Here is a 20,337-nt window from a genome sequence, read left to right as displayed (position 1 = left end):
CGGGCGCCAGTGCGCGCGAGACCTGCAACCTCGGTTGCGGATTCAGGGGTCATATCAACACTCTTTTTTATTGTTGTTCAGGTGGTTTGCGCCAAGCGGCGCAATGATCTTCAGGCCTGCCTTACATCGACTGTTCCAGCAGCAGTTGGTAGTCGTCAGCCGAAGCCTCGCGCGGATTGGTCCGGTGACTATGGTCGGCGAGCGCGCCCTGGATGATGAGCGGGAATAGCTCGCGGGTGACGCCCAACTGGCTCAGACCGGTAGGCAGGCCCAGGGCTCGGGTCATGTCGACGATGGCGGTTTCGACTGCTTCGTGTGACTCGAGTCCCATCGCCTGGGCGATACGCGCCAGTTTTTGCTCGTTCTGAACGGTTGGTGACTGACGATTGAAGCGGATCACCGCCGGCAGGAAAATCGCATTGAGCGTGCCATGGTGCAGTCGCGGATCGATGCCGCCCAAGGCATGGCTCAGGCTATGTACGCAACCCAGGCCTTTTTGAAAGGCCAGCGCGCCCTGCAGCGATGCGCTCATCATATTCATCCGCGCCTCGACATTCCCCGGCTCGCGAGTCGCCAGCTCGATGTGCCGCCAGGCCCGCCACAGACCATCCAGGGCAATGCCATCCGCTGGTGGATTGAACGCCGGAGCCATGAAGGTTTCGAGGCAGTGGGCAATCGCATCCATGCCGGTGGCCGCAGTGAGCCCCGCGGGCAGGCCGAAGGTCAGTTGCGGATCGCAGATGGCAACTTTCGGAACGACATAGGGTGAGATGACTCCGACCTTGCGCCCGTCATCCAGAATCAGGATCGCCCCGCGACCGACTTCGCTACCGGTCCCGGCGGTGGTCGGGATCGCAATAAGCGGCGCGGTCGCAGCAGTGATCCGCGCCAATCCGCCTTCGATCACGGCGAAGCTTTTTAACGGCCCGGCATGGGTGGCGCACACCGCAACACCCTTGGCCAGGTCGATGGAAGAGCCCCCGCCTACGGCGATAATCCCGTCGCAATCATGTTGCTGGTACATCGCTACTGCATCACGAACCGCCGATTCGTTCGGATTCGATGGAGTCCGGTCATAGACCGGCAATTCGGCACCCGATGGCAGAGTGGCCAATACCGCATCAAGAATGCCCGCGGCCTTGACCCCGGCATCGGTGACAATCAACGGGCGCTTGATCCCGATTCGTGTGCACTCACCCGGCAGCAACGCAATTGCCCCGACCTCGAACTGGATCTGTGTGATGTAGTTGATAAGCGACATACATTACCCCGCTGGTATGACAATAAGCTTTACCCGTTATCAAGGGGTACCCGAGAACCCTTGTCCATGGGCTCGGAAGCAGTTGCGCTGGAGTATATGTAGGGGAAAGAAGGGGCGATATTGAGAAGATTCGATACCGGTATAACTAATCCTCAAGTCCAATGCCGACCGTGGAATCCTTGAGTTGCTGGATGAACCCACATCCCCGCGTACACCTGCGATGCTGGGGATATATGCAATCCCCGCGTAGGAGCTGCCGCAGGCTGCGATCTTTTGATCTTGATCTTCGACATCCTTCAAACCGCCAAAAGATCGCAGGCTTCGCCAGCCCCTACACCGACCCCGTACACCTGCAATGTTGGGGATATATGCAATCCCCCGTAGGAGCTGCCGCAGGCTGCGATCTTTTGATCTTGATCTTCGACTGTCTTTAAACCGCCAAAAGATCGCAGGCTTCGCCAGCTCCTACATGGATGCACATCAACCCCCAACCGCAGAAAACCTCGGCAAGCTCTATTGCACCGGCAGGAAATTCATCAACAACAGGCTCTGGGCATAGTTCAGGCCGATTCGCCGATAACGCTCATCGAGCATTTGCGTGAGCAGATCCAGCCTCGCGACTATCTTGCCGAATTCCACGGCGAAGCTCAGGTTGCTGCCCTCCTCCGAGATTTCATTGGAGAACAGCAGCAGCTCGCCGTTGGCATTCTGTCGCTGGCTCAGCAGCCAGGTGGCTTTCTCGATATTGCGCGCCGCGTTGTTGACGAATGTCGGGTTGATCACGTCGGTTATGTAGAACTCCTGCCGACCGCCATGGGCAGTGATCAGCATGCTGCCGATCGCATAAATGAAGGCACCGACCCGGTCGCCGAGAAATTCCGGGCTCAGGGCGTAACTGAGCGCCGCGAGGTTCCGTCGTTCGCCCAATTGCGGCAGCGGTTGGCGCTGCTCGATGGCGTTACGCACCTCGCGCTCGGCGGTGCGCGCATCGAGGAACCCGGACTTGCGCCACTCGGAGGGATTGCGCAGGTAGAGCTTGTTCATCAACAGATAGAGGCTTTGCAGGTTGTCCTGCATGCTCAGGGTGGCGATGCGATCGACGCTGGTCTGAAACAACTCCGTGGGAGTTCCCTCGCTTATCTGGGTGGCCACGTCCCGACCCTGCTGTTGGCTGCAACCGCCGGCGCAGAGCAGCAGCACGCCGCTGAGCAACAATGAATGGCGAAGGAATCGCGTGACGACAGGGAGAACAACGTTGGCCATTGACAAGGTCTTGAACGATCCGGATGCGATGGGAGTCGCCGCAGCCTGGTCAAGAGTAGAACCGCAAAACCGGAAAAAGTGCGATGGCCCGTAACGGCCATCGCTAAGGCGAAGTCAGGATCGGTCAGAGGGTGCTCGGCGAAACGATGTTATTCACGTTGTGTTTAGTTGGTGCCGCAATGCTGACAAGTATCGGCGGCGACTAGTCTGACAATGCAGGTTTCTTCGGAGCTGCAATCCACACAAGAGCCAATGCCAAAACGTAAAACGCCGCCCCTACGATGCCCAATAGGGTACCAGGTACATATGAACAAGTGACGAGCACCCCCAGCGCCGAAGTAAAGACAAAAAGCAGGTTTGCCAGCGCGTACACACTCAGCCGTAGCCGATATGAACTGTTCTTCAGCCGCACCAGGATCAATGATCCTGAAGCCGTGAATACGATTGAGGCCAAGCCTAACGCTTGAAGCATCACCGTGTAGATGGCAACCGCAGGCAAGCCACTTGTGTCGCTGAGATCTGCCGGGTTTTCCGGTACTCCTTTTGTCGCATATACCAGAAACAGCCAGGCTACGACAAAGCAGAGCACCGCCGCAGCAACACCTTTGAACACATTAATTTTCACTAGCCAACCTCATTTCCTTTGTTCATCGACCAGAGCGCACTCCAATATTGCAAAAAAAATCTGTGTTGAGTCGCAAGATTACTAACTTCAATAGTGACAATCAATTCGTTATCCGACGTACATCAGCTAAGCCGGTGACCCAGGCTCGTTATTTGCGAATCTGGGGTTTTATTTACTTCTGGAAATGCAAAGGAAGCTCACCGGTAATTTGGATTTCGTACGTCTTCGCATTAGCTGCCTTTTCTACACCGCGTAGGGCGGTGGTCGCTTTCTCATCCCAGTCATTACGGTGGTTGCTGCGATTAGCATCGTACACATCGTTAAACGCTTTGGCGGTACCAGCAAAGATTACTGGTCCCGATACAAATCGGGTCACTTGGCCTACGATTTTGAGAGTGATGTTGCCAAGATAGTATCGAGCGTTGAACGAATCTAACCCGGTATAGTAAGGGACAATTATCTCAACATTAGTGACTCCGACTGGAGCAGTATCGATTATGGCCTTAAGGAAGGTCTGAAGTACCCACCGATTTTTGATGCCCTCTCTGTGAGAGGTTCAAAAAACGCTGATTCGGTCGAAAATCGGACCTTTCCACTCTTTAATTCATGATTTTTCCTCTAATCGCGCTGTTTCAGGGCGATTAGCCCGCATTACAGGCGCACCTCTCCTGCATTCAACAATCGTTTTCGCACCATCCACAGGTTCGACAAGGCGAACAACGTCGTCTGCTGAGCGATGTTTTTCGCCAGACCACGAAAGCGCACTTTCGTATAGCCAAACTGGCGCTTGATCACTCGAAACGGATGCTCAACCTTGGCTCTGACTTGCGCTTTCGCATACTCAATCCCGCGTAGCACGCTACCGATCACCGTGTCTTTGCCATGCTCTTTGTACGAACTGGGCCGGGCAGAAATCGACCAAATCATCTTGCGATCCTGATGTTCTGGGCGTTTCTGCACCCCGGTGTAACCGGCATCGCCACAGACGTGAACTTCTTCTCCGTGAAGCAATTGATCCACTTGTGTCACGTCCGCCACGTTGGCGGGAGTACCGACAACGCTATGAACCAAGCCCGAATCCGCATCAACGCCAATGTGGGATTTCATTCCAAAATAGTACTGATTTCCTTTCTTGGTCTGATGCATCTCGGGGTCGCGTTTCTTGTCTTTATTCTTGGTTGAGCTGGGTGCATGAATGATCGTCGCATCCACGATCGTTCCGTGACGCAACATCAATCCACGGTCACCCAGATAACCGTTGATAACCTGCAAAATCCCACCCGCCAGCTCATGTTTCTCCAGCAAGCGGCGGAAGTTGAGAATCGTGGTTTCGTCAGGAATTCGATCCAGATGCAGCCCTGCAAACTGGCGCAGGATCGTCGTTTCATACAGCGATTCTTCCATCGCCGGATCGCTGTAGCCGAACCAGTTCTGCATCAGATGAACCCGCAACATGGCCAGCAACGGATACGCCGGACGACCACCTTCACCCTTCGGATAATGCGGTTCGATCAAGGCAATCAAACCCTTCCAGGGCACGACTTGATCCATCTCGATCAGGAAGCGCTCGCGGCGGGTCTGCTTACGTTTACCGGCATACTCGGCATCGGCGAAGGACATCTGTTTCATCGGGGCTCAACCGTTCGATTCGTGTGAGATGGGTATTTCACCAGAGATGGAAGTCTTTTTCAGAGTTTCCTTAAGGTCGGGTAGCTTTTCAGGAGTTGGGGTGATGCCTATGTCATTGATCGGAACAGTAGCGGTTCTACCCTCCCCCATCAGATAGTGAGCAAAAGCTTTCAGTGGCGTGAAGATCCCACCCGAAAAATGCGTTTCCTCAGTCAAGGTCATATCATGCGTAAACCTTGTACGCGCTTGTTTGCTTCGCCCTTGAGCCCAGGCGTCTGAGTCAAGCATAGATGGTTGTGAGGCCTTTAACTCGTCGGCATGGTGAGCGGCCACCAAGTCATGCAATAACAATCCAAGCGAGAAAGCCGGAATGTTGTATTGGGCAACCAGAAGTTGATTGCGCATCAGAGACCACCAGTTACCCTGTATGTAACCATCGTCTCTCATGCATTGAGCGATGCCGACAGCTAGCGGGTAGGACGGAATAGTCTGGCCGCGCATAGCCCCGGCTGGCGTGCCGAAGTCGTCTGCATATACACACGATGGAGCTAGTTCAATAGTCATATTGTTCACCTATAGAGTCGAATGTTTAGTTTGTGCAGCAGATGCCGCACTCATGTCGCTCACAGGCGATGGGTCGAGGCTCGCAGCCTTCATATGATTCAACGTTCCGCATCGGGAACATTTGATCTGGAGTTCTGTAAAATCACCCACTCGGGCGAGAAGTTTTTTGCAACTACCGCATCTGCATTCCTTTAGCATCTGCAAAACCTTAAGGTTTTCTGCCGTGCTCCATGTCACTCGCGCGAGAGCAGGAGGCCTTGGCGACTTACGGGCTGGTCTGCGAACTGGTGACTACATGAACTGGATCATCCAGGACAGTATCGGTCGCGAAAGTCATGACCCGATATTGGCGATGTTTTACTGCGCTGTAAGTCAGACCGCGAGGACAGGCGCAGTGGGAATTTGCCTTCCAGTCAATAGACCGACGCTGCCGATCAGGGTCAGTGAGCGCCCCCGCTGTGGCGCCAGCCGTGTAGTATTCAAGGACACCGCGCCGCCCATGGAATGGCCCACCAGATGCACCACCTCGATATCCAGATGAGCAATGTGTCTATTTAAAAGTGTCCACCATGTCTCCGAACACCTGTCCACCATGTGTCCGGTACAAACACCCCAGAGGGGCGAGGGAGCAGATTGTGGGTTTCTGAAGATGTGCTGCGACCTGAAAGTACCAGGTTGAATCCATAATCGACTCAGTCTCACAGGTCGCAAGAGCTCGATAGACACTCGAGATCAGCTCCCTCGCCCCCTTGGGGAGAGGGTTGGGGTGAGGGGTGGATTTCGGATCAAGCCTTGTCCTGAAACCTCGCCCTATACCGCCCCGGACTCTCCCCCGTCCATTTCTTGAACGCCCGGTGGAAGGCGCTGGGCTCCTGAAAGCCAGTCTGTTCGGCAATCTCGGTAATGCTCACCTGAGTCTGGCGCAGCTGTTCAAAGGCCATGCCCCGGCGCACTTCGTCCTTGATTTCCTGAAACGAGCAGCCTTCGCGCTCCAGCTTGCGCCGAAAGGTGCTGGGGCTCATCCGTTGTTCCAGGGCAAAGGTTTGCAACGTCGGCCACTCACTGTAGTGGCTGCTGCGCAAGCGCTGATGGACCTGCGCCGCGAGGCCATGCTGGTTACGGAAACGAATCACCAGCCATTGCGGCGCACTGCGCAGGAACACTTTCAGCGAGGCCAGGTCCTGGACCACCGGCAGCCGCAGGTAACGACTGGCGAATTCGATCTCGGTGCGCTCGGCGCCAAAGGTCAGATTGGCGCCCCAGAGCAACGGATCATCCGTGAGCGGCACACGCTGATGGCGAAAGTCCACGCGGTCGATGGGGATTCGTCGCCCTCCCAGCCAGCACAGCAGGCTGAACATCAACACCAGGAAGGTCTCTTCGCCGAACACACTGGCCTGCTGGTCTTCGCAGCGGGTCTGCACGCTGATGACCGCCCGTTTGCCGCGCACACTCAGGCTGCCGCGAAAATCCCGGAGGAACAGCGCAAAGTTGGCCAGGCACTGGCGCATGGCTTTTTCCAGGTTCGGCTCCTGGATCAACGCCCGGCAGATCAAGGCGAAACTGCCGATCGGCATGCCGTGGGAGTCGAGTTGGAAAAACTCGTCGTCCAATTCGCGAATCTGGATCAGCCATAACGCGGCAAACGCACTGGCCGGGACTCGCGCCTGGGGCTGATTCATCAGCGCCGGGTCGATGCCCGCCTGCTCCAGTACCGCCCGCAGTCGCAACGGATCGTCACGCAATGCATGGACCATGGCATGCACAAAATAGACAGCAACCGAGTCCTTTTCGCGCATTTGAATGGTGCTCTCCTCATCGCCTGAAATGGCAAAAAACATCAGCTCTGCTGAACAGTTATGGCATAGGCGCGGTGGCGCTGCCGGCTCTAGACTCGTTACCAGGAAAGGCGTTTCAGCGAGCACCCGTGGCCATCGTCCCATGCCGGACGGCGCCCATGGTACGCCAGTCGCCGAGGCGCCGACTATTTCAGCTAACGAATCCACCCTGATTCAGAGAGTCGATATGAACAATTCCGATATTTTCGTCGTCAGCGCCGCGCGCTCCGCCATCGGCAGCTTCGGCGGGTCGCTCAAAGACGTCTCGCCTATCCAGTTGGCGACCGACGTTTGCCGCGCCGCCATTCAACGTTCGGGCCTTGCCCCTGAGCATATCGGCCATGCAGTGATGGGCCATGTAATCCTTACCGAAGCTCGCGACGCTTACCTCTCCAGGGCCGTGGCGATGAATGCCGGGCTACCGAAAGAAACCCCGGCGTTCAACGTCAACCGTCTGTGCGGTTCCGGTTTGCAAGCGATTGTCAGCGCCGCGCAAAGTCTGCTGCTGGGCGATGCGGGGGCCGTAATGGCCGGTGGCGTCGAGTCCATGAGCCGGGGCGCTTACTTGCTGCCCCAGGCGCGTTGGGGTGCCCGCATGGGCGACATCCAGGGCATCGACTTGATGCTGGGCGTTCTGCAGGACCCGTTTGCCGGCTTCCATATGGGCATCACCGCGGAAAACATCGCCGAGCAGTACGGCATCAGTCGGCAGATGCAGGATGACCTGGCCTTGCTCAGCCAGCAACGGGCCGCCCGGGCCATAGCCGAAGGACGCTTTGTCGAGCAGATCGTGCCGATTGAAGTGCCTACCCGCAAAGGCACGGTGTCGTTCGCCACTGACGAGCACGTGCGAGGGGATGTCAGCGCCGAGCAGCTGAGCGGTATGAAACCGGCCTTCAAGAAAGATGGCAGCGTCACTGCCGGCAACGCCTCCGGCCTCAACGACGGTGCCGCGGCATTGATCATGGCCACCGGTCAGGTTGTCCGTGAGCAAGGTCTCAAGCCTATAGCCCGCCTGGTCGGCTACGCTCACGCCGGGGTCGAGCCGTCGCTGATGGGTCTGGGACCGATTCCCGCGACTCGCCTGGTGCTCAAGCGCGCCGGCCTGACCGTTGCCGACCTGGATGTCATCGAATCGAACGAGGCCTTCGCCGCGCAAGCCTGTGCCGTGACGCAAGAATTGGGTTTCGATCCGCAGAAGGTCAACCCGAACGGTTCGGGTATCTCCCTGGGTCACCCAGTAGGAGCCACCGGCGCGATTATCGCGACCAAGGCCATTTACGAACTGCAGCGCTGTCAGGGCCGTTATGCCCTGGCGACCATGTGCATTGGCGGCGGCCAAGGCATTGCCGTGCTGTTCGAACGCGTTTAATCAAGGAATTGACCTGAGATGAATTTGCACACTATCGGCGTGATCGGCGCTGGCACCATGGGCAACGGCATTGCGCAAATCTGCGCCCTGGCCGGCATCAATGTGACCTTGCTGGACATCTCCGAGGCCGCGCTGGAAAAAGCCCTGGCGACGGTGAGCAAGAATATGGATCGGCAAATCGCCAAACAGCTGCTGTCCGAGGAACAAAAGCTGGCGGCGCTGCAGCGGATTCAGATCAGCACTGACTACACCACGCTGGAAAGCGCGCAATTGGTGATCGAAGCCGCCACCGAAAACCTCGACCTGAAACTGCGGGTGCTGCAGCAAATCGTCGCTCAGGTCAGTGCCGACTGTGTGATCGCTTCGAATACTTCTTCGTTGTCGATCACACAGCTGGCGGCCAGCGTCAGTCGATCGGAGCGCTTTATAGGCCTGCATTTCTTCAATCCGGTGCCGATGATGGGCCTGATCGAAGTTATTCGCGGCCTGCAGACCAGTGATGCGACCCATGCCCTGGCGCTGGAACTGGCGCAACGACTGGGCAAGACCGCCATCACCGCCGGCAACCGCCCGGGTTTCGTGGTCAACCGGATTCTGGTGCCGATGATCAACGAAGCGATTCTGGTGTTCCAGGAAGGTCTGGCCAGCGCCGAAGACATCGACGCCGGCATGCGCCTCGGCTGCAATCAGCCGATCGGCCCGCTGGCCCTGGCTGACCTGATCGGCCTCGATACCCTGCTGGCGATTCTCGAGGCCTTCTACGACGGCTTCAATGACAGCAAGTACCGTCCGGCACCGTTGCTTAAAGAGATGGTCGCCGCCGGTTATCTGGGGCGTAAAAGCGGGCGCGGCTTCCATGCTTATGCCTGAACGCTGTTCACGCCTGGCGCAGCATCGCGACAAGGCGCTCGAGCTGTTCGCCAGGAAGGGTTTCGGCCAGGTCGGCATGCGTGAGCTGGCGGCCTACCTGGGAATCACGGCTGGTTCGCTGTATCACCACTATCCGAGCAAGCAGCATTTGCTGCTTGACCTGATCGAAGAGTTCTACGAGGAGCTGCTGGCCACCTTGCAGCGAATCGACAAAGGCCCGCGCCGTGCTCGCAATATTCAGGTGGTCATCCGTGCGCACCTGAAACTGCATCGGGAGATGCCCGAGCACTATCGCCTGGTCGAGCGCGACAGTTGTTGTCTGAATGAAGATCAACAGCAGCGGGTCAAGGAATTGCGCGAGCAATACCAATGCCGGTTGTTGGCGATTCTCGGGCATCGGACAGCACTGACCGAACAGAGCCTGCTGGCCGCCGGACACGCCATTGCCTCCTTGCTCAATAGCGCCCCGTCCTGGCTGGCCCAGCACAGCCTCGATGACCAGCAGCGTGACGATCTGCTGGAAACCCTGGTGACTGGCGCAATTGAACGCTTGCTTGCCCCCTGCCCGCCAAGGGCGGCCTGTCTTCAGGCGGCGGTGGCTTGAGCGTAAAAGATCGCAGCCTACGGCAGCTCCTACACCGACCGGGGTTGGCAAAAAATCGGCGAGAGATACCCGCAACCGTCGGTGCCCGGCAAAATCTTCCGGATACACACAGCCCCTACGCCGACCACATACATCCGCGACTTTACAGGTATACACAAATCCCGCCGACCGTGGTTGGCAAGAGGATCTGGCAAATGCGCCTCAACGCCGAGTGATCACCACCTCCAGATATTCACCGGGCACTACCAGCGAATCCGGGCCCGCCCGGTTCAGGCTGTTCAACAGTTCGGTCAGGTCGTATTCCAAGGCCAGGGCAGCGTCAGCCTCAAGCGCCGCAAAGGCCTTGTGAACCGGTCCGTACCAGGTGCGAAACACCTCGATGAAATGCGCGGCGGAGCGGTACCTGAAATTGAACAGCCGTCGGGTTACCGCGATATTGGCGGCACGGTCAGCGAACAGGGTCTGCAGATGGGCTTCGGTCCCCCACAGCGAAGGCGATTGCGCGCCCGCCGGTGGCGGGAGATGACGCCCGAGGGTCTTGAACATCTGCCCGATAAACCCTTCCGGGGTCCAGTTGGCAAGGCCTATCCTGCCCCCCGGTCGACACACCCGCGCCAGCTCGGCGGCCGCTTTCGCCTGGTCGGGGGTAAACATCACCCCAAAGGTCGACAGCACCACGTCGAAGCTCGCATCCTCGAAAGGCAGTGCTTCGGCGTCGGCCACCTGAAAGGTCACTTCCAGGCGCTCGGCCCTCGCCCGGTCCTCGCCGCGTTCGAGCAGCGCTGGCACGTAATCGGTCGAGGTCACCTTGCAGCCTCGACGCGCCGCGGCCAGCGTCGCGTTGCCATTGCCGGCCGCCACGTCAAGCACCTGCTCATCGCAATGCAGGTCGCAGGCCTCGGCCAGCTGCTCGCCGACTATCTGCAACTTGGTGCCGATCACCGCATAGTCGCCACTGGCCCAGGAAACCTTCTGACGGCTTTTCAGGGCGTTCAAATCAATTGGGGTACTCATGAGTTCTGGCTCCGAATGGGAGGGCGTAGATTTCGCACAAAGGCCGAACTGTCGATCAGCCGCAGCCTCTGCAAAACCTGATTGAACGCCGCTACTCCGCCGTTGTGGGATCAATGATCGAGGTGACCTGGGAAACCCGGTTGATGGGGAAACTGCCTAACCTGGCGTGTTCCCTGACCAGCTCCTCGTTCGGTGCGATATACACGCAGTAAAATTTGTCGCCGGTGACGTAGCTTTGCAGCCACTGCACTTCTGGTCCCAACTCGCTAATGACCTTGCAGGACTTTTGCGAAAGGGCTTTCAGGTCTCGCTCCGTAAGGTTTCCGGCTCCCGGAATATCCCGTTCAATAACAAACTTCGGCATGGCAACCTCCACTTGTTGGATCGCCGGGGCAGGCAGTTACCCCGTGGGACAACTATCGCGCCCGGACACCGTGGCGTCCTGCCCGATCGTCGGCAAGGTCTGCCCGATCGTCCGGACATTGCCTGTCCCGCGGCCACGCGCTCACAATCGGAAAAGCCCGGCCAATGGGGAGATCAGCCATGGCAGCACAGTTCATTGTCGAAACCTCGCTACCCGTGGTGCAGCGGAGCAACGGCTGATGGACGCCCTGTCGCAGACCTTGGGCGTGGTTCACCTGGTGGGCGCGATCTTTATCAATGCCAGGTTCACCGCGCCCTGGTGCTATCAGTCACCCAGAGCCGACTCGGTGGCCCCACTGCTGGAGCCTGACGCCGAGCGGGTGGTGATCTTCCACCTGATCACCGAAGGCGAGTGTTATGTCGCACTCGACAACCAGCCGCCGCTGCTTTTGACCGCCGGCGACGTGGTTATTTTCCCTCAGGGTGATGCCCATCGCATGAGCTCGCAACCCGGACTTGCGCCCGCCAAAGGTGGGCGTCTGGCTGCGGTGCTATCGCGCCGTCCACGTCAACTGAACTACGGCGGTGGCGGTCCGGCAACCCGCCTGGTGTGTGGCTATCTGGCATGCGATACCCGCCTGGCGGGGATGCTGCTGGCCGGATTGCCGCCGCTGGTCAAGGTCAATGTGCGCGGCTCGAGTGCCGGTATCTGGCTGGAATCTTCGGTGCGTTACGCCCTGGCCGAGGCCCGTTCCCCACGGCCCGGCGGTGCCGGGGTGCTGGCGAAACTGGCTGAGGTGCTGTTCATCGAGGTGTTGCGCCTGTACATGAGTGAACAAAGCGAGGGTCGCACCGGCTGGCTGGCCGGGGTCAGGGACCGGATCGTCGGTGCCGCGTTGAACTCGCTGCACAAAAGCCCCGCGCAGGCCTGGACTCTGGATGAACTGGCGCGCGCCGCAGGCACCTCAAGGTCAGTACTTGCGGAACGCTTTCAGCAACTGGTGGGCAGTTCGCCCATGCAGTACCTGGCGCAATGGCGGATGCAACTGGCGGCCAATCTGTTGCGCCGCAGCAACGCCTCATTGGCGCACATCGCAGAGCAAGTGGGTTATCAGACCGATACCGCCTTCAGCCGGGCCTTTCGCCGCGAGTTCGGCTGTCCGCCCGCGGCATGGCGGCGCAGTCAGTCGGCGACAGCGCGTGGAAAACCGAATGTTGCCTAAGCTGAAGGTGATCGTGGCAGGAGGATTGCAGCGTGAGCGTACAGCTGAACCACACCATCGTCTGGTGCCGTGACAAGCAGCGGTCATCGTCATTTCTGGTGGAGCTGCTGGGCCTGCCCCGCCCTGCCCCGTTCGGTCCGATGCTGGTGGTCCAACTGGATAACGGCGTCTCGCTCGACTATTACGACGAGGAGGGAGAAATTGCGTCCCAGCACTACGCGTTCCTGATCGGCGAGGACGATTTCGAGCCGATTTTCGCCCGTATACAGGCCCAGGGAATGCCCTACTGGGCCGATCCCGGCAAGCAGCGGCCAAATGAAATCAACCGGTTGGACGGTGGTCGCCGGGTGTATTTCGATGATCCCGACGGCCATCTGCTGGAGATTTTCACTAAGCCCTAGACCGTGACGTAACGAATCACATCGCTAAGCATGCCTATATCTGGAGCGTAGCGAATGGCCTCTTCCGGACTGCACCACGGATAGTCCAGGCTTGATACCCAATCCATTATCGGCTGCAGATCAGTCGCCGGCAGCGTCTTCATGTGCTCGATGGTGATGGTGAGCTTCTCGACCAACCCGGACCCGGGACTGAACTGCCATTCATACAGACCGCACCCTACCCGGACCTCGCCGGAACTCTTGTCGGACATGGCGACCAGCCATTTACATCGGAACCTTGGGCTATCCGACTCAGGGGGGCATCCCAGGCAGAAGGTGTAAATGTTTTCGAAGGTCTGGCCGAACCGACTGACCAGGACTTCGCCGATCGACCCACGGCCTTCAACGTGGGGTGGAAACGAGATGGTTCCGGTGTGCACCACCATGTCCAGTACGGCCTCTGGGGTAAAGGCCTGCCGCAACAGATGCGGGCGGTTACCGTCCTTGGCTTTTATGTACTGTTGAATCGATAACCGAGGCGCTTTCATTGATTGTCCCTTGTATCAATGGATTACAAAGCATTGTTCCACAAATCTGTCACCAGCATGCAACCCGGGGCATGGGTGATGCACAGCGGCGGACGTGACGCCTGCACCACCGACTGCGGGGTCACGCCGCAGGCCCAGAACACCGGAATTTCGTCGGCTTCGATCGGTACGGCATCGCCATAGTCCGGCGTGCTCAACGAATGGATGCCGATCAGCGATGGATCACCTATGTGGACTGGCGCGCCATGGACGTTGGGCATGCGGGCGGTGATCTGGATCGCCTGGATCGCCGCCGCGGCTTTCATCGGCCGCATGCTCACCACCAGCTTGCCGCCCAGGCGCGCGGTGGGCCGGGTGTCGATATTGGTCTGGTACATGGCGACATTGCGCCCCAGGTCGATGTGCCGCAGCGCAATGCCGGCATCCAGCAAGGGTTGTTCGAAGGAGAACGAGCAACCGATGGCGAAGGCCACCAGGTCGTCCTGCCACAGGTGTTCGATATCCAGCGGCTCCTCACTCAGTTCGCCATGGCGATAGACCCGGTATCGGGGCACATCATGGCGAATATCGATGGCTTCTCCGAGATTGAGAAAATACGGATCACCCGGCTCGGTGACGTCGAGCAACGGGCAGGCCTGGCGATTGAGGGCGCAATACCTGAGGAATTCGTCGGCCCAGGCACGGGGCAGGATCACGATATTGGCTTGCACCCGGCCCTGGCCGAGGCCGCTGGTGTGGCCCTGATACTGCCCGGCGGCGATGCTTTGGCGCAGGGCCAGTGGCGCGTTGTGCTGCAACTGCTCGAAGGACAGGAGGGGCTGGTTCATCACGACATTTCCATGGGTTCGGTGACTCTTTGTAAAAAACCATGGCGATGCCGTCCAACTAGGAATGTTGTTACCCCCGGATAACTAAAAGTTATTCGAGGGGCAGCCGGCTGTTGAGATCCGCTACCAAAACCATGCGTTGCGGGCCGACATCCGCGGCGTATTGATTGACCACCTGGCGGCTCATTCTGACAATACTCTCCACCAGTTCCAGACCCACCCCGGCGCGCCACGAGGCCACGACATCCAGTTGCGGCAAGCGGCTGCCCGGCTCCAGCTGAATCAGCTCGCCGCTGGCCAGGGGCTTGGCCACCAGCGCGGCCGGCAAGGCGCCGATACCGAAGCCGTCGCGAATCAGCCGGGTCATGGCCGACACCGAATTGACGCAACTGACCCGCGGCGCATTGATGCCATGGGCGTGCAGCAGGTTGAGCACATCCTGATGCGGGCGCGAGTGTTTGACGAAGGTAATGATGCGTTCACCGGCCATCTCGGCCAGCGAGGCATAGGGCCGGGCATAGATCGAGTTGCTGGCGGCGATCCAGTGCATGGGGTAATGGGCCAGCTCGAGGTTGCGCACGCTTTCGTGGCGGATGAAGTCGGTCTGGAACACGATGTCCAGGTAGCCCTTCTGCAACTGGTCGCAGAGATTGCGCGCGGCGTCGGCGGTGATCTCGATTTCCACCGCAGGAAAGGTCTGCATCAGGGTCGACATCAACGGGCTGAGCCAGGTATGGATCACCGTATCCATCACGCCGATGCGCACCAGTCCCTGCTGCGGGCTGGTGTTGTCCAGAGAGTCTTTCAACGCTCGCTGCACTTCCAGCATCTGCTCGGCATAGTCGAGCACCTTGAGACCTTCGGGCGTCAGCGAGACTCCCCGCGAATCACGCACGAACAGGCGCAGGCCCAGTTCGTCTTCCAGCGAAGCGATCCGGCTGGAGATCGCGGCCTGGGTGCTGAACATTTTCTCCGCGGTCAGGCTGAAGCTTTGCAGGCGGGCGACCCAGACGAAGGTTTCGAGGAATTTGAGGTTCATGGCGGCTCTTGTGGCTTTGGTGATATTGAGGGTATTCACTGTTCTCCCACAGAGAACTTATTCGGCGCGTTGCAATTGTTACTCCAGGGCTTGCCCCAATGCCAGTCAGCCAGGAGTAAAGGCGCCGAATGCGAAACCTGGACTTTCCGCGCCTGGCCAGCGAGAGTCTGCATGACGCCTCAGACTGCAAGCAGGAGCTCCCCGCAATGCTCTCGATAGAACTGCACAGTGCCCAGCGCGATGAGCTCGAATGCATCGAAAACCTGATGCAGTTCTATATGTACGACTTCAGCGAGTGGCTGGCGCTGGAGTTCGGCGAGCATGGTTTTTTCAGTATCCAGCCCAAACTCGACTACTGGCGAAAACCCTCGACCCACCCGTTCCTGATCAAGGTTGACGGGGAATTGGCGGGGTTCGTGACCATTGACGACGAGGTTCGCTCGCAAGGCGCGCAGTACAATATCGGCTACTTTTTTGTCGGCCGCCGCTATCGTGGTCGTGGCATCGGCAGGTTTGTGGTGTCGGCGTTACTGAAAAAATTTCCCGGCCAGTGGCAGATTTTACACATCGACGCCAATCAGCCTGCTCGCGCATTCTGGGCCAGGGTCATCCCCGACCTCTGCGAGGGTGAATTCACTCGGCATCAGCTGTCGGTCGATGGATATGCCTGCACGCTCTTCCGGTTTGAGTTCAGCGCTTAAGCGATAAGTGTTGTGATGCCATGGCCTATGGTGACCTGTTCAATCTGCAGAAAACCGGTCACGACTGTTCGTCAGGTGTAGCCACATCGCCGCTCGAGCTGCGTCCGGGTCCTGTTTTTTGATGGCATTGAGAATGGCCTCGTGCTCAAGATTGGCAAGCTGCCCAAGCTTCGCCAAGTCGACTCCGCCACGTTCAGTGGCGGTTACCCGGGTTCTGGGAATCATCGAGCTCCCCAGATGCTGCATGATTTCGGTAAAGCAGGTATTGCCGGTGGCCTCGGCAATCAGCAAATGGAAGCGTTTGTCTTCTTCCACGCAACTGTCGTTATTGGCCAATAAACGCTGATAGTCATCCAATGCCTTACGCATCTGCGCCAACTGCTCCGGGCTGCGACGCTTGGCAGCCAGGGCTGCGGCCTGGGTTTCGAGGCCCATGCGCAACTCGAGAATGCTGCGCACGCTCAAGGCTGTATCGACATTCAGGCGCAAGCCCTGCTCGGGCAAACGCTCGAGAACAAAGGTGCCGATGCCGTGGCGGGTTTCCACCAACCCCGATGCCTGCAATTTCGAGATGGCCTCACGCACTACCGTGCGACTGACCCCATGCTCACGAACAATGGTGTTTTCTGCCGGAAGCTTTTCGCCAGGCTTGAGGGTGCCCAGCAAAATCCTCTGGGTCAGCTCCGCCACCAGTTCATAGGCAAGATTGTGAGAGCGTTTGCGCGCAGGTACATCAGTGTCGTTTTGCATCATGGTCATCCACAAATCCGGGCTATCAAATCGTAACATCCTGGCTGTTTCGTGTTGCGCTCAGTTCCCTGTGCGCCGTGAAAGGTGCGCTATGCCTAGCAAAACTTGTATGACAACACTCAACAACTGTCAATAACCGAGGTTTTTGACGCTCCTCATCAAGATCTATTTACCCCTCATCCATTCAGTTCCTTATTCCCGTAAAACATCAAAAATCCTCCTTAACTTTCTGTAAATTATGGATATAAGGCAATATTTAACAGTAAAAACGCATAAAAAACAGAATCCCTAGAACGATAAAGTCACGCCGCTTGCCTTGTAGGAGAAAAACCTCAGTTGTATGATGTCTATCAACTCGAGCCACACCCCTAACAAAAACTATCCAGCAGGCGGACCTACCATGAATTCACACGCATTCAACACCCTCCCTTCGGCAGCACCCCTCGCCCTCCCTGTCAGCGATTTCGATACGCCCGCCTGACACTTGATCACGCCATACCCCGCATAAAAATAACGAGTGGGAGAAAATACTGTGAACACATCCAATTCCAGGGTGAGCGACGGCGCGGATCCGGCTTTGCTTTCGGCCGTATCGAAAGTAAAGCGTCATGTCCTGCCGCTGTTTGTCATCATGTTTATCGTCAACTACATCGACCGGGTAAACATCGGCTTCGTGCGTTCGTACATGGAGCACGATCTGGGTATCGGGGCCGCAGCCTATGGCTTTGGTGCCGGCTTGTTTTTCATCGGTTACGCGCTGTTCGAAGTCCCTTCCAATATCCTCTTGCAGAAAGTCGGTGCCCGCATCTGGCTGACCCGCATCATGCTGACCTGGGGCATTGTCGCGACCTGCATGGCGTTCATCCAGAACGAAACCCACTTCTACATCCTGCGTTTCCTGCTGGGTGTGGCCGAAGCAGGGTTCTTCCCGGGGGTGATCTATTACTTCACTCGCTGGTTGCCCGGTGTGGAGCGCGGTAAAGCGATTGCGATCTTTCTCAGTGGCTCGGCGATCGCCTCGCTGATCTCTGGTCCGTTGTCGGGGTTGCTCCTGCAAATAACCGGTTTCGGCATGCATGGCTGGCAGTGGATGTACTTCATCGAAGGGCTGTTTTCGGTGGTGCTGTGCGTCTTCGTCTGGTTCTGGCTCGACTCCAGACCCCACGATGCCAAATGGCTGACCCGCGCCGAGCAGGATGCCCTGGTCCATGCCATCGATGCCGAGCAACTGGCCCGTGAAGCGGCAACGCCGATCAAGCCTACGCTGGGCAAACTGCTCAAGGACCGCCAGATCATTCTGTTCTGCCTGATCTACTTCTTCATCCAGCTGACCATCTATGCCGCGACCTTCTGGCTGCCGAGCATCATCAAGAAGATGGGTGAGCTCAGCGACCTGCAGGTCGGGCTGTTCAACTCGATTCCCTGGTTGCTGTCGATTGTCGGCATGTATGCCTTCGCATCCTTCTCGGCCCGCTGGAAACACCAGCAAGCCTGGGTCGCGACCGCGTTGCTGATTGCCGCCGCCGGGATGTTCATGTCGACCACTGGCGGGCCGATCTTTGCCTTCGTCGCCATCTGTTTCGCGGCGCTGGGTTTCAAGTCGGCATCCTCGCTGTTCTGGCCGATTCCACAGGCGTATCTGGATGCACGAATCGCCGCGGGTGTGATCGCGCTGATCAACTCGGTCGGCAACCTCGGCGGCTTCGTGGCACCGACTACCTTTGGCTTGCTGGAAGAACGCACCGGTTCGATCCAGGGCGGTTTGTACGGCCTGGCCGCTACTTCGATCATCGCCGCGATTATTGTCTTCGCCGCTCGCAACAAGCCCAAAGGCGCACCCGCCGCCGCGTTGAAACCGGCCCCTGGCCACTTCTGACGAGGATGGGGTAGTGCGCCAGAGCCGACAATCGCCTGGCCACTGCCCCGGATCAAACGAATTCGAATTTACAGGACATCACCATGAACACGTCGACCCCTCAAGACGCCGGTAAAGCCCCGGTCATAACCAGCATGCAGATCGTCCCGGTGGCCGGCCACGACGGCATGCTGCTCAACCTCAGCGGCGCCCACGGGCCATTCTTCACTCGCAATATCGTGATTCTCAAGGACAATGCCGGCCATACCGGCGTGGGTGAAGTGCCGGGCGGTGAGCGAATCCGCCAGACCCTCGAAGACGCCCGCTCGCTGGTGGTCGGCAACGGCATTGGCACTTACCAGAAAATCCTCAACAGGGTGCGCCAGACCTTTGCCGAACGAGACGCTGGAGGTCGCGGCTTGCAGACCTTCGACCTGCGCATCACCATCCACGCCGTTACCGGTCTGGAAGCCGCCCTGCTCGATCTGCTGGGTCAGCACCTGGAGGTACCGGTCGCGGCCCTGCTGGGTGAAGGCCAGCAGCGCGATGAAGTGAAAATGCTCGGTTATCTGTTCTACGTCGGTGATCGCCACAAGACCGACCTGGCCTACCGCGGCGAGCCGGAGGCGGACAACGACTGGTTCCGCCTGCGCCATGAGCCGGCCATGACTGCGGAAACCGTAGTCCGCCTGGCCGAAGCGGCTCACGCCCGCTATGGCTTCAAGGACTTCAAACTCAAGGGCGGCGTGTTAAGCGGCGACGAAGAGATCCAGGCGGTCACCGCCCTCGCCGAGCGCTTCCCCGACGCGCGTATCACCCTGGACCCTAATGGTGCATGGTCGCTCAAGGAAGCCGTTCGCCTCTGCCGCGATCAGCAGCATGTACTGGCTTACGCAGAAGACCCCTGCGGCGCCGAGAACGGTTTTTCCGGTCGCGAAGTCATGGCGGAATTTCGCCGTGCGACCGGCCTGAAGACCGCGACCAACATGATTGCCACCGACTGGCGCGAGATGGGCCATGCAATCCAGCTGCAATCGGTAGACATCCCGCTGGCCGACCCGCACTTCTGGACCATGCAGGGTTCGGTTCGGGTGGCGCAGATGTGCAACGAATGGGGTCTGACCTGGGGTTCGCATTCCAACAACCACTTCGACATCTCACTGGCGATGTTCACCCATGTGGCCGCTGCCGCGCCGGGCGAAATCACCGCCATCGACACTCACTGGATCTGGCAGGACGGTCAGCGCCTGACCAAGGCACCGCTGCAAATAGTCGATGGCTGCGTGCAGGTTCCAGCAAAACCCGGCCTGGGTGTCGAGCTGGATATGGACCAAGTGGCCCAGGCCCACGAGCTGTACAAAGGCATGGGGCTGGGCGCGCGAGATGACAGCGTGGCCATGCAGTTCCTGATCCCTGACTGGAAATTCAACAACAAGCAGCCCTGCCTGGTGCGCTGAACCAGCGCTCAACCCGGTGTTCGGCCAGAGGCAATAGCTTCTGGTCGGGCACCTCACCTCGCCTTCAATGAGTTGATTCGCCTATAAAAACACGCACAGATAGCGTAGCTGCTGGCCATTGCGCGCGCCCGCGAGTTGGGCGGACGCCCTGGTT

22 protein-coding genes and 1 pseudogene are annotated in these 20,337 nt (G+C 58.4%); 8 read left to right on the top strand and 15 right to left on the bottom strand.

What is annotated here, in order from left to right:
* Window positions 1-121: 121 nt before the first annotated feature.
* The 9 genes and pseudogenes from gbd to ACA064_RS14945 form a co-directional block, all read right to left on the bottom strand.
* Window positions 122-1,261: a 4-hydroxybutyrate dehydrogenase gene (gene gbd, locus ACA064_RS14985; protein WP_497674043.1), complete on the bottom strand. Its 1,140-nt coding sequence runs from the start codon at window positions 1,259-1,261 to the stop codon at window positions 122-124.
* Between the two features lie 513 nt (window positions 1,262-1,774).
* Window positions 1,775-2,524 carry a hypothetical protein gene (locus tag ACA064_RS14980; RefSeq protein WP_497674042.1) on the bottom strand — a complete coding sequence of 250 codons (750 nt, stop codon included), beginning with the start codon at window positions 2,522-2,524 and terminating at the stop codon, window positions 1,775-1,777.
* 202 nt (window positions 2,525-2,726) lie between these two features.
* A complete protein-coding gene (locus tag ACA064_RS14975; protein ID WP_497674041.1) occupies window positions 2,727-3,149 on the bottom strand; it encodes a hypothetical protein in 423 nt (140 codons plus the stop codon).
* A gap of 172 nt (window positions 3,150-3,321) precedes the next feature.
* Window positions 3,322-3,648: a lipid II-degrading bacteriocin gene (locus ACA064_RS14970; RefSeq protein ID WP_497674250.1), complete on the bottom strand. Its 327-nt coding sequence runs from the start codon at window positions 3,646-3,648 to the stop codon at window positions 3,322-3,324.
* A 152-nt stretch (window positions 3,649-3,800) separates the two neighbouring features.
* A complete protein-coding gene (locus ACA064_RS14965; protein WP_497669155.1) occupies window positions 3,801-4,778 on the bottom strand; it encodes an IS5 family transposase in 978 nt (325 codons plus the stop codon).
* 6 nt (window positions 4,779-4,784) lie between these two features.
* Entirely contained in the window at window positions 4,785-5,342 is a 558-nt protein-coding gene (locus ACA064_RS14960; protein WP_497674040.1) for a lipid II-degrading bacteriocin, read from the bottom strand.
* 9 nt (window positions 5,343-5,351) lie between these two features.
* Window positions 5,352-5,540 carry a Com family DNA-binding transcriptional regulator gene (locus ACA064_RS14955; protein ID WP_497674039.1) on the bottom strand — a complete coding sequence of 63 codons (189 nt, stop codon included), beginning with the start codon at window positions 5,538-5,540 and terminating at the stop codon, window positions 5,352-5,354.
* A 219-nt stretch (window positions 5,541-5,759) separates the two neighbouring features.
* Window positions 5,760-5,882 (bottom strand): annotated as a pseudogene (locus ACA064_RS14950) (alpha/beta fold hydrolase); the annotation flags it as partial.
* Between the two features lie 245 nt (window positions 5,883-6,127).
* A complete protein-coding gene (locus tag ACA064_RS14945; RefSeq protein WP_497674038.1) occupies window positions 6,128-7,141 on the bottom strand; it encodes an AraC family transcriptional regulator in 1,014 nt (337 codons plus the stop codon).
* Window positions 7,142-7,367: 226 nt separating this feature from the next.
* On the opposite strand from ACA064_RS14945, the gene ACA064_RS14940 reads away from it, so the two are divergent.
* Genes ACA064_RS14940 through ACA064_RS14930 form a run of 3 tightly spaced genes read left to right on the top strand, consistent with a single transcriptional unit; the run spans window position 7,368 to window position 10,026 of the window.
* Window positions 7,368-8,552 carry an acetyl-CoA C-acyltransferase family protein gene (locus ACA064_RS14940; protein ID WP_497674037.1) on the top strand — a complete coding sequence of 395 codons (1,185 nt, stop codon included), beginning with the start codon at window positions 7,368-7,370 and terminating at the stop codon, window positions 8,550-8,552.
* 18 nt (window positions 8,553-8,570) lie between these two features.
* Window positions 8,571-9,422, top strand: coding sequence for a 3-hydroxybutyryl-CoA dehydrogenase (locus ACA064_RS14935; RefSeq protein WP_497674036.1), 852 nt, complete (start codon window positions 8,571-8,573; stop codon window positions 9,420-9,422).
* Window positions 9,409-10,026, top strand: a complete 618-nt coding sequence (locus ACA064_RS14930; RefSeq protein WP_497674035.1) for a TetR/AcrR family transcriptional regulator — start codon at window positions 9,409-9,411, stop codon at window positions 10,024-10,026. The genes ACA064_RS14935 and ACA064_RS14930 overlap by 14 nt, the downstream gene beginning before the upstream one ends.
* Before the next feature lie 201 nt (window positions 10,027-10,227).
* Here the strand turns inward: ACA064_RS14930 and ACA064_RS14925 are convergent, their stop codons facing one another.
* Together ACA064_RS14925 and ACA064_RS14920 are read right to left on the bottom strand one after the other, a co-directional pair.
* Window positions 10,228-11,040 carry a class I SAM-dependent methyltransferase gene (locus ACA064_RS14925; protein WP_497674034.1) on the bottom strand — a complete coding sequence of 271 codons (813 nt, stop codon included), beginning with the start codon at window positions 11,038-11,040 and terminating at the stop codon, window positions 10,228-10,230.
* A 91-nt stretch (window positions 11,041-11,131) separates the two neighbouring features.
* The gene (locus ACA064_RS14920; RefSeq protein WP_497674033.1) at window positions 11,132-11,404 is read right to left on the bottom strand and encodes a DUF4242 domain-containing protein; all 273 of its coding nucleotides are present in this window, start codon (window positions 11,402-11,404) and stop codon (window positions 11,132-11,134) included.
* A gap of 238 nt (window positions 11,405-11,642) precedes the next feature.
* Here ACA064_RS14920 and ACA064_RS14915 point away from each other — a divergent pair, with 238 nt between their 5' ends.
* Window positions 11,643-12,626, top strand: coding sequence for an AraC family transcriptional regulator (locus ACA064_RS14915; RefSeq protein WP_497674249.1), 984 nt, complete (start codon window positions 11,643-11,645; stop codon window positions 12,624-12,626).
* 32 nt (window positions 12,627-12,658) lie between these two features.
* Complete coding sequence (locus tag ACA064_RS14910) at window positions 12,659-13,027, top strand: VOC family protein (RefSeq protein ID WP_497674032.1); 369 nt, start codon at window positions 12,659-12,661, stop codon at window positions 13,025-13,027.
* Here the strand turns inward: ACA064_RS14910 and ACA064_RS14905 are convergent.
* The 3 genes from ACA064_RS14905 to ACA064_RS14895 all read right to left on the bottom strand — a co-directional run bounded on the left by ACA064_RS14905 (window position 13,024) and on the right by ACA064_RS14895 (window position 15,420).
* Window positions 13,024-13,554 (bottom strand): hypothetical protein, encoded by a 531-nt coding sequence (locus tag ACA064_RS14905; protein WP_497674031.1) that lies wholly within the window; start codon window positions 13,552-13,554, stop codon window positions 13,024-13,026. The genes ACA064_RS14910 and ACA064_RS14905 overlap by 4 nt on opposite strands.
* A 23-nt stretch (window positions 13,555-13,577) precedes the next feature.
* Window positions 13,578-14,381, bottom strand: a complete 804-nt coding sequence (locus ACA064_RS14900; protein WP_497674030.1) for a putative hydro-lyase — start codon at window positions 14,379-14,381, stop codon at window positions 13,578-13,580.
* 91 nt (window positions 14,382-14,472) lie between these two features.
* Window positions 14,473-15,420, bottom strand: coding sequence for a LysR family transcriptional regulator (locus ACA064_RS14895; protein ID WP_497674029.1), 948 nt, complete (start codon window positions 15,418-15,420; stop codon window positions 14,473-14,475).
* A gap of 206 nt (window positions 15,421-15,626) precedes the next feature.
* On the opposite strand from ACA064_RS14895, the gene ACA064_RS14890 reads away from it, so the two are divergent.
* Window positions 15,627-16,121 (top strand): GNAT family N-acetyltransferase, encoded by a 495-nt coding sequence (locus ACA064_RS14890; RefSeq protein WP_497674028.1) that lies wholly within the window; start codon window positions 15,627-15,629, stop codon window positions 16,119-16,121.
* Between the two features lie 39 nt (window positions 16,122-16,160).
* On the opposite strand, the gene ACA064_RS14885 is transcribed toward ACA064_RS14890, so the two are convergent.
* Window positions 16,161-16,871: a FadR/GntR family transcriptional regulator gene (locus ACA064_RS14885; RefSeq protein WP_497674248.1), complete on the bottom strand. Its 711-nt coding sequence runs from the start codon at window positions 16,869-16,871 to the stop codon at window positions 16,161-16,163.
* A 532-nt stretch (window positions 16,872-17,403) separates the two neighbouring features.
* Here ACA064_RS14885 and ACA064_RS14880 point away from each other — a divergent pair.
* Both ACA064_RS14880 and gudD read left to right on the top strand, forming a co-directional pair.
* Window positions 17,404-18,747, top strand: coding sequence for an MFS transporter (locus tag ACA064_RS14880; protein ID WP_497674027.1), 1,344 nt, complete (start codon window positions 17,404-17,406; stop codon window positions 18,745-18,747).
* Window positions 18,748-18,830: 83 nt separating this feature from the next.
* Window positions 18,831-20,183: a glucarate dehydratase gene (gene gudD, locus ACA064_RS14875; protein ID WP_497674026.1), complete on the top strand. Its 1,353-nt coding sequence runs from the start codon at window positions 18,831-18,833 to the stop codon at window positions 20,181-20,183.
* Window positions 20,184-20,337 lie beyond the last annotated feature (154 nt).

The organism is Pseudomonas sp. LBUM1658 (assembly GCF_059716055.1).
Note: the sequence above shows the minus strand (reverse complement) of the source record. Positions and strands in the feature narration are given on the sequence as shown.

What these genes read in the sequence shown, in the direction of transcription:
- gbd (WP_497674043.1), bottom strand. Translation starts at nt 1,261, where the DNA reads ATGTCGCTTATCAACTACATCACACAGATCCAGTTCGAGGTCGGGGCA.
- ACA064_RS14980 (WP_497674042.1), bottom strand. Translation starts at nt 2,524, where the DNA reads ATGGCCAACGTTGTTCTCCCTGTCGTCACGCGATTCCTTCGCCATTCA.
- ACA064_RS14965 (WP_497669155.1), bottom strand. Translation starts at nt 4,778, where the DNA reads ATGAAACAGATGTCCTTCGCCGATGCCGAGTATGCCGGTAAACGTAAG.
- ACA064_RS14960 (WP_497674040.1), bottom strand. Translation starts at nt 5,342, where the DNA reads ATGACTATTGAACTAGCTCCATCGTGTGTATATGCAGACGACTTCGGC.
- ACA064_RS14955 (WP_497674039.1), bottom strand. Translation starts at nt 5,540, where the DNA reads ATGCTAAAGGAATGCAGATGCGGTAGTTGCAAAAAACTTCTCGCCCGA.
- ACA064_RS14945 (WP_497674038.1), bottom strand. Translation starts at nt 7,141, where the DNA reads ATGCGCGAAAAGGACTCGGTTGCTGTCTATTTTGTGCATGCCATGGTC.
- ACA064_RS14940 (WP_497674037.1), top strand. Translation starts at nt 7,368, where the DNA reads ATGAACAATTCCGATATTTTCGTCGTCAGCGCCGCGCGCTCCGCCATC.
- ACA064_RS14935 (WP_497674036.1), top strand. Translation starts at nt 8,571, where the DNA reads ATGAATTTGCACACTATCGGCGTGATCGGCGCTGGCACCATGGGCAAC.
- ACA064_RS14930 (WP_497674035.1), top strand. Translation starts at nt 9,409, where the DNA reads ATGCTTATGCCTGAACGCTGTTCACGCCTGGCGCAGCATCGCGACAAG.
- ACA064_RS14925 (WP_497674034.1), bottom strand. Translation starts at nt 11,040, where the DNA reads ATGAGTACCCCAATTGATTTGAACGCCCTGAAAAGCCGTCAGAAGGTT.
- ACA064_RS14920 (WP_497674033.1), bottom strand. Translation starts at nt 11,404, where the DNA reads ATGCCGAAGTTTGTTATTGAACGGGATATTCCGGGAGCCGGAAACCTT.
- ACA064_RS14915 (WP_497674249.1), top strand. Translation starts at nt 11,643, where the DNA reads ATGGACGCCCTGTCGCAGACCTTGGGCGTGGTTCACCTGGTGGGCGCG.
- ACA064_RS14905 (WP_497674031.1), bottom strand. Translation starts at nt 13,554, where the DNA reads ATGAAAGCGCCTCGGTTATCGATTCAACAGTACATAAAAGCCAAGGAC.
- ACA064_RS14900 (WP_497674030.1), bottom strand. Translation starts at nt 14,381, where the DNA reads ATGAACCAGCCCCTCCTGTCCTTCGAGCAGTTGCAGCACAACGCGCCA.
- ACA064_RS14895 (WP_497674029.1), bottom strand. Translation starts at nt 15,420, where the DNA reads ATGAACCTCAAATTCCTCGAAACCTTCGTCTGGGTCGCCCGCCTGCAA.
- ACA064_RS14890 (WP_497674028.1), top strand. Translation starts at nt 15,627, where the DNA reads ATGCTCTCGATAGAACTGCACAGTGCCCAGCGCGATGAGCTCGAATGC.
- ACA064_RS14885 (WP_497674248.1), bottom strand. Translation starts at nt 16,871, where the DNA reads ATGCAAAACGACACTGATGTACCTGCGCGCAAACGCTCTCACAATCTT.
- gudD (WP_497674026.1), top strand. Translation starts at nt 18,831, where the DNA reads ATGAACACGTCGACCCCTCAAGACGCCGGTAAAGCCCCGGTCATAACC.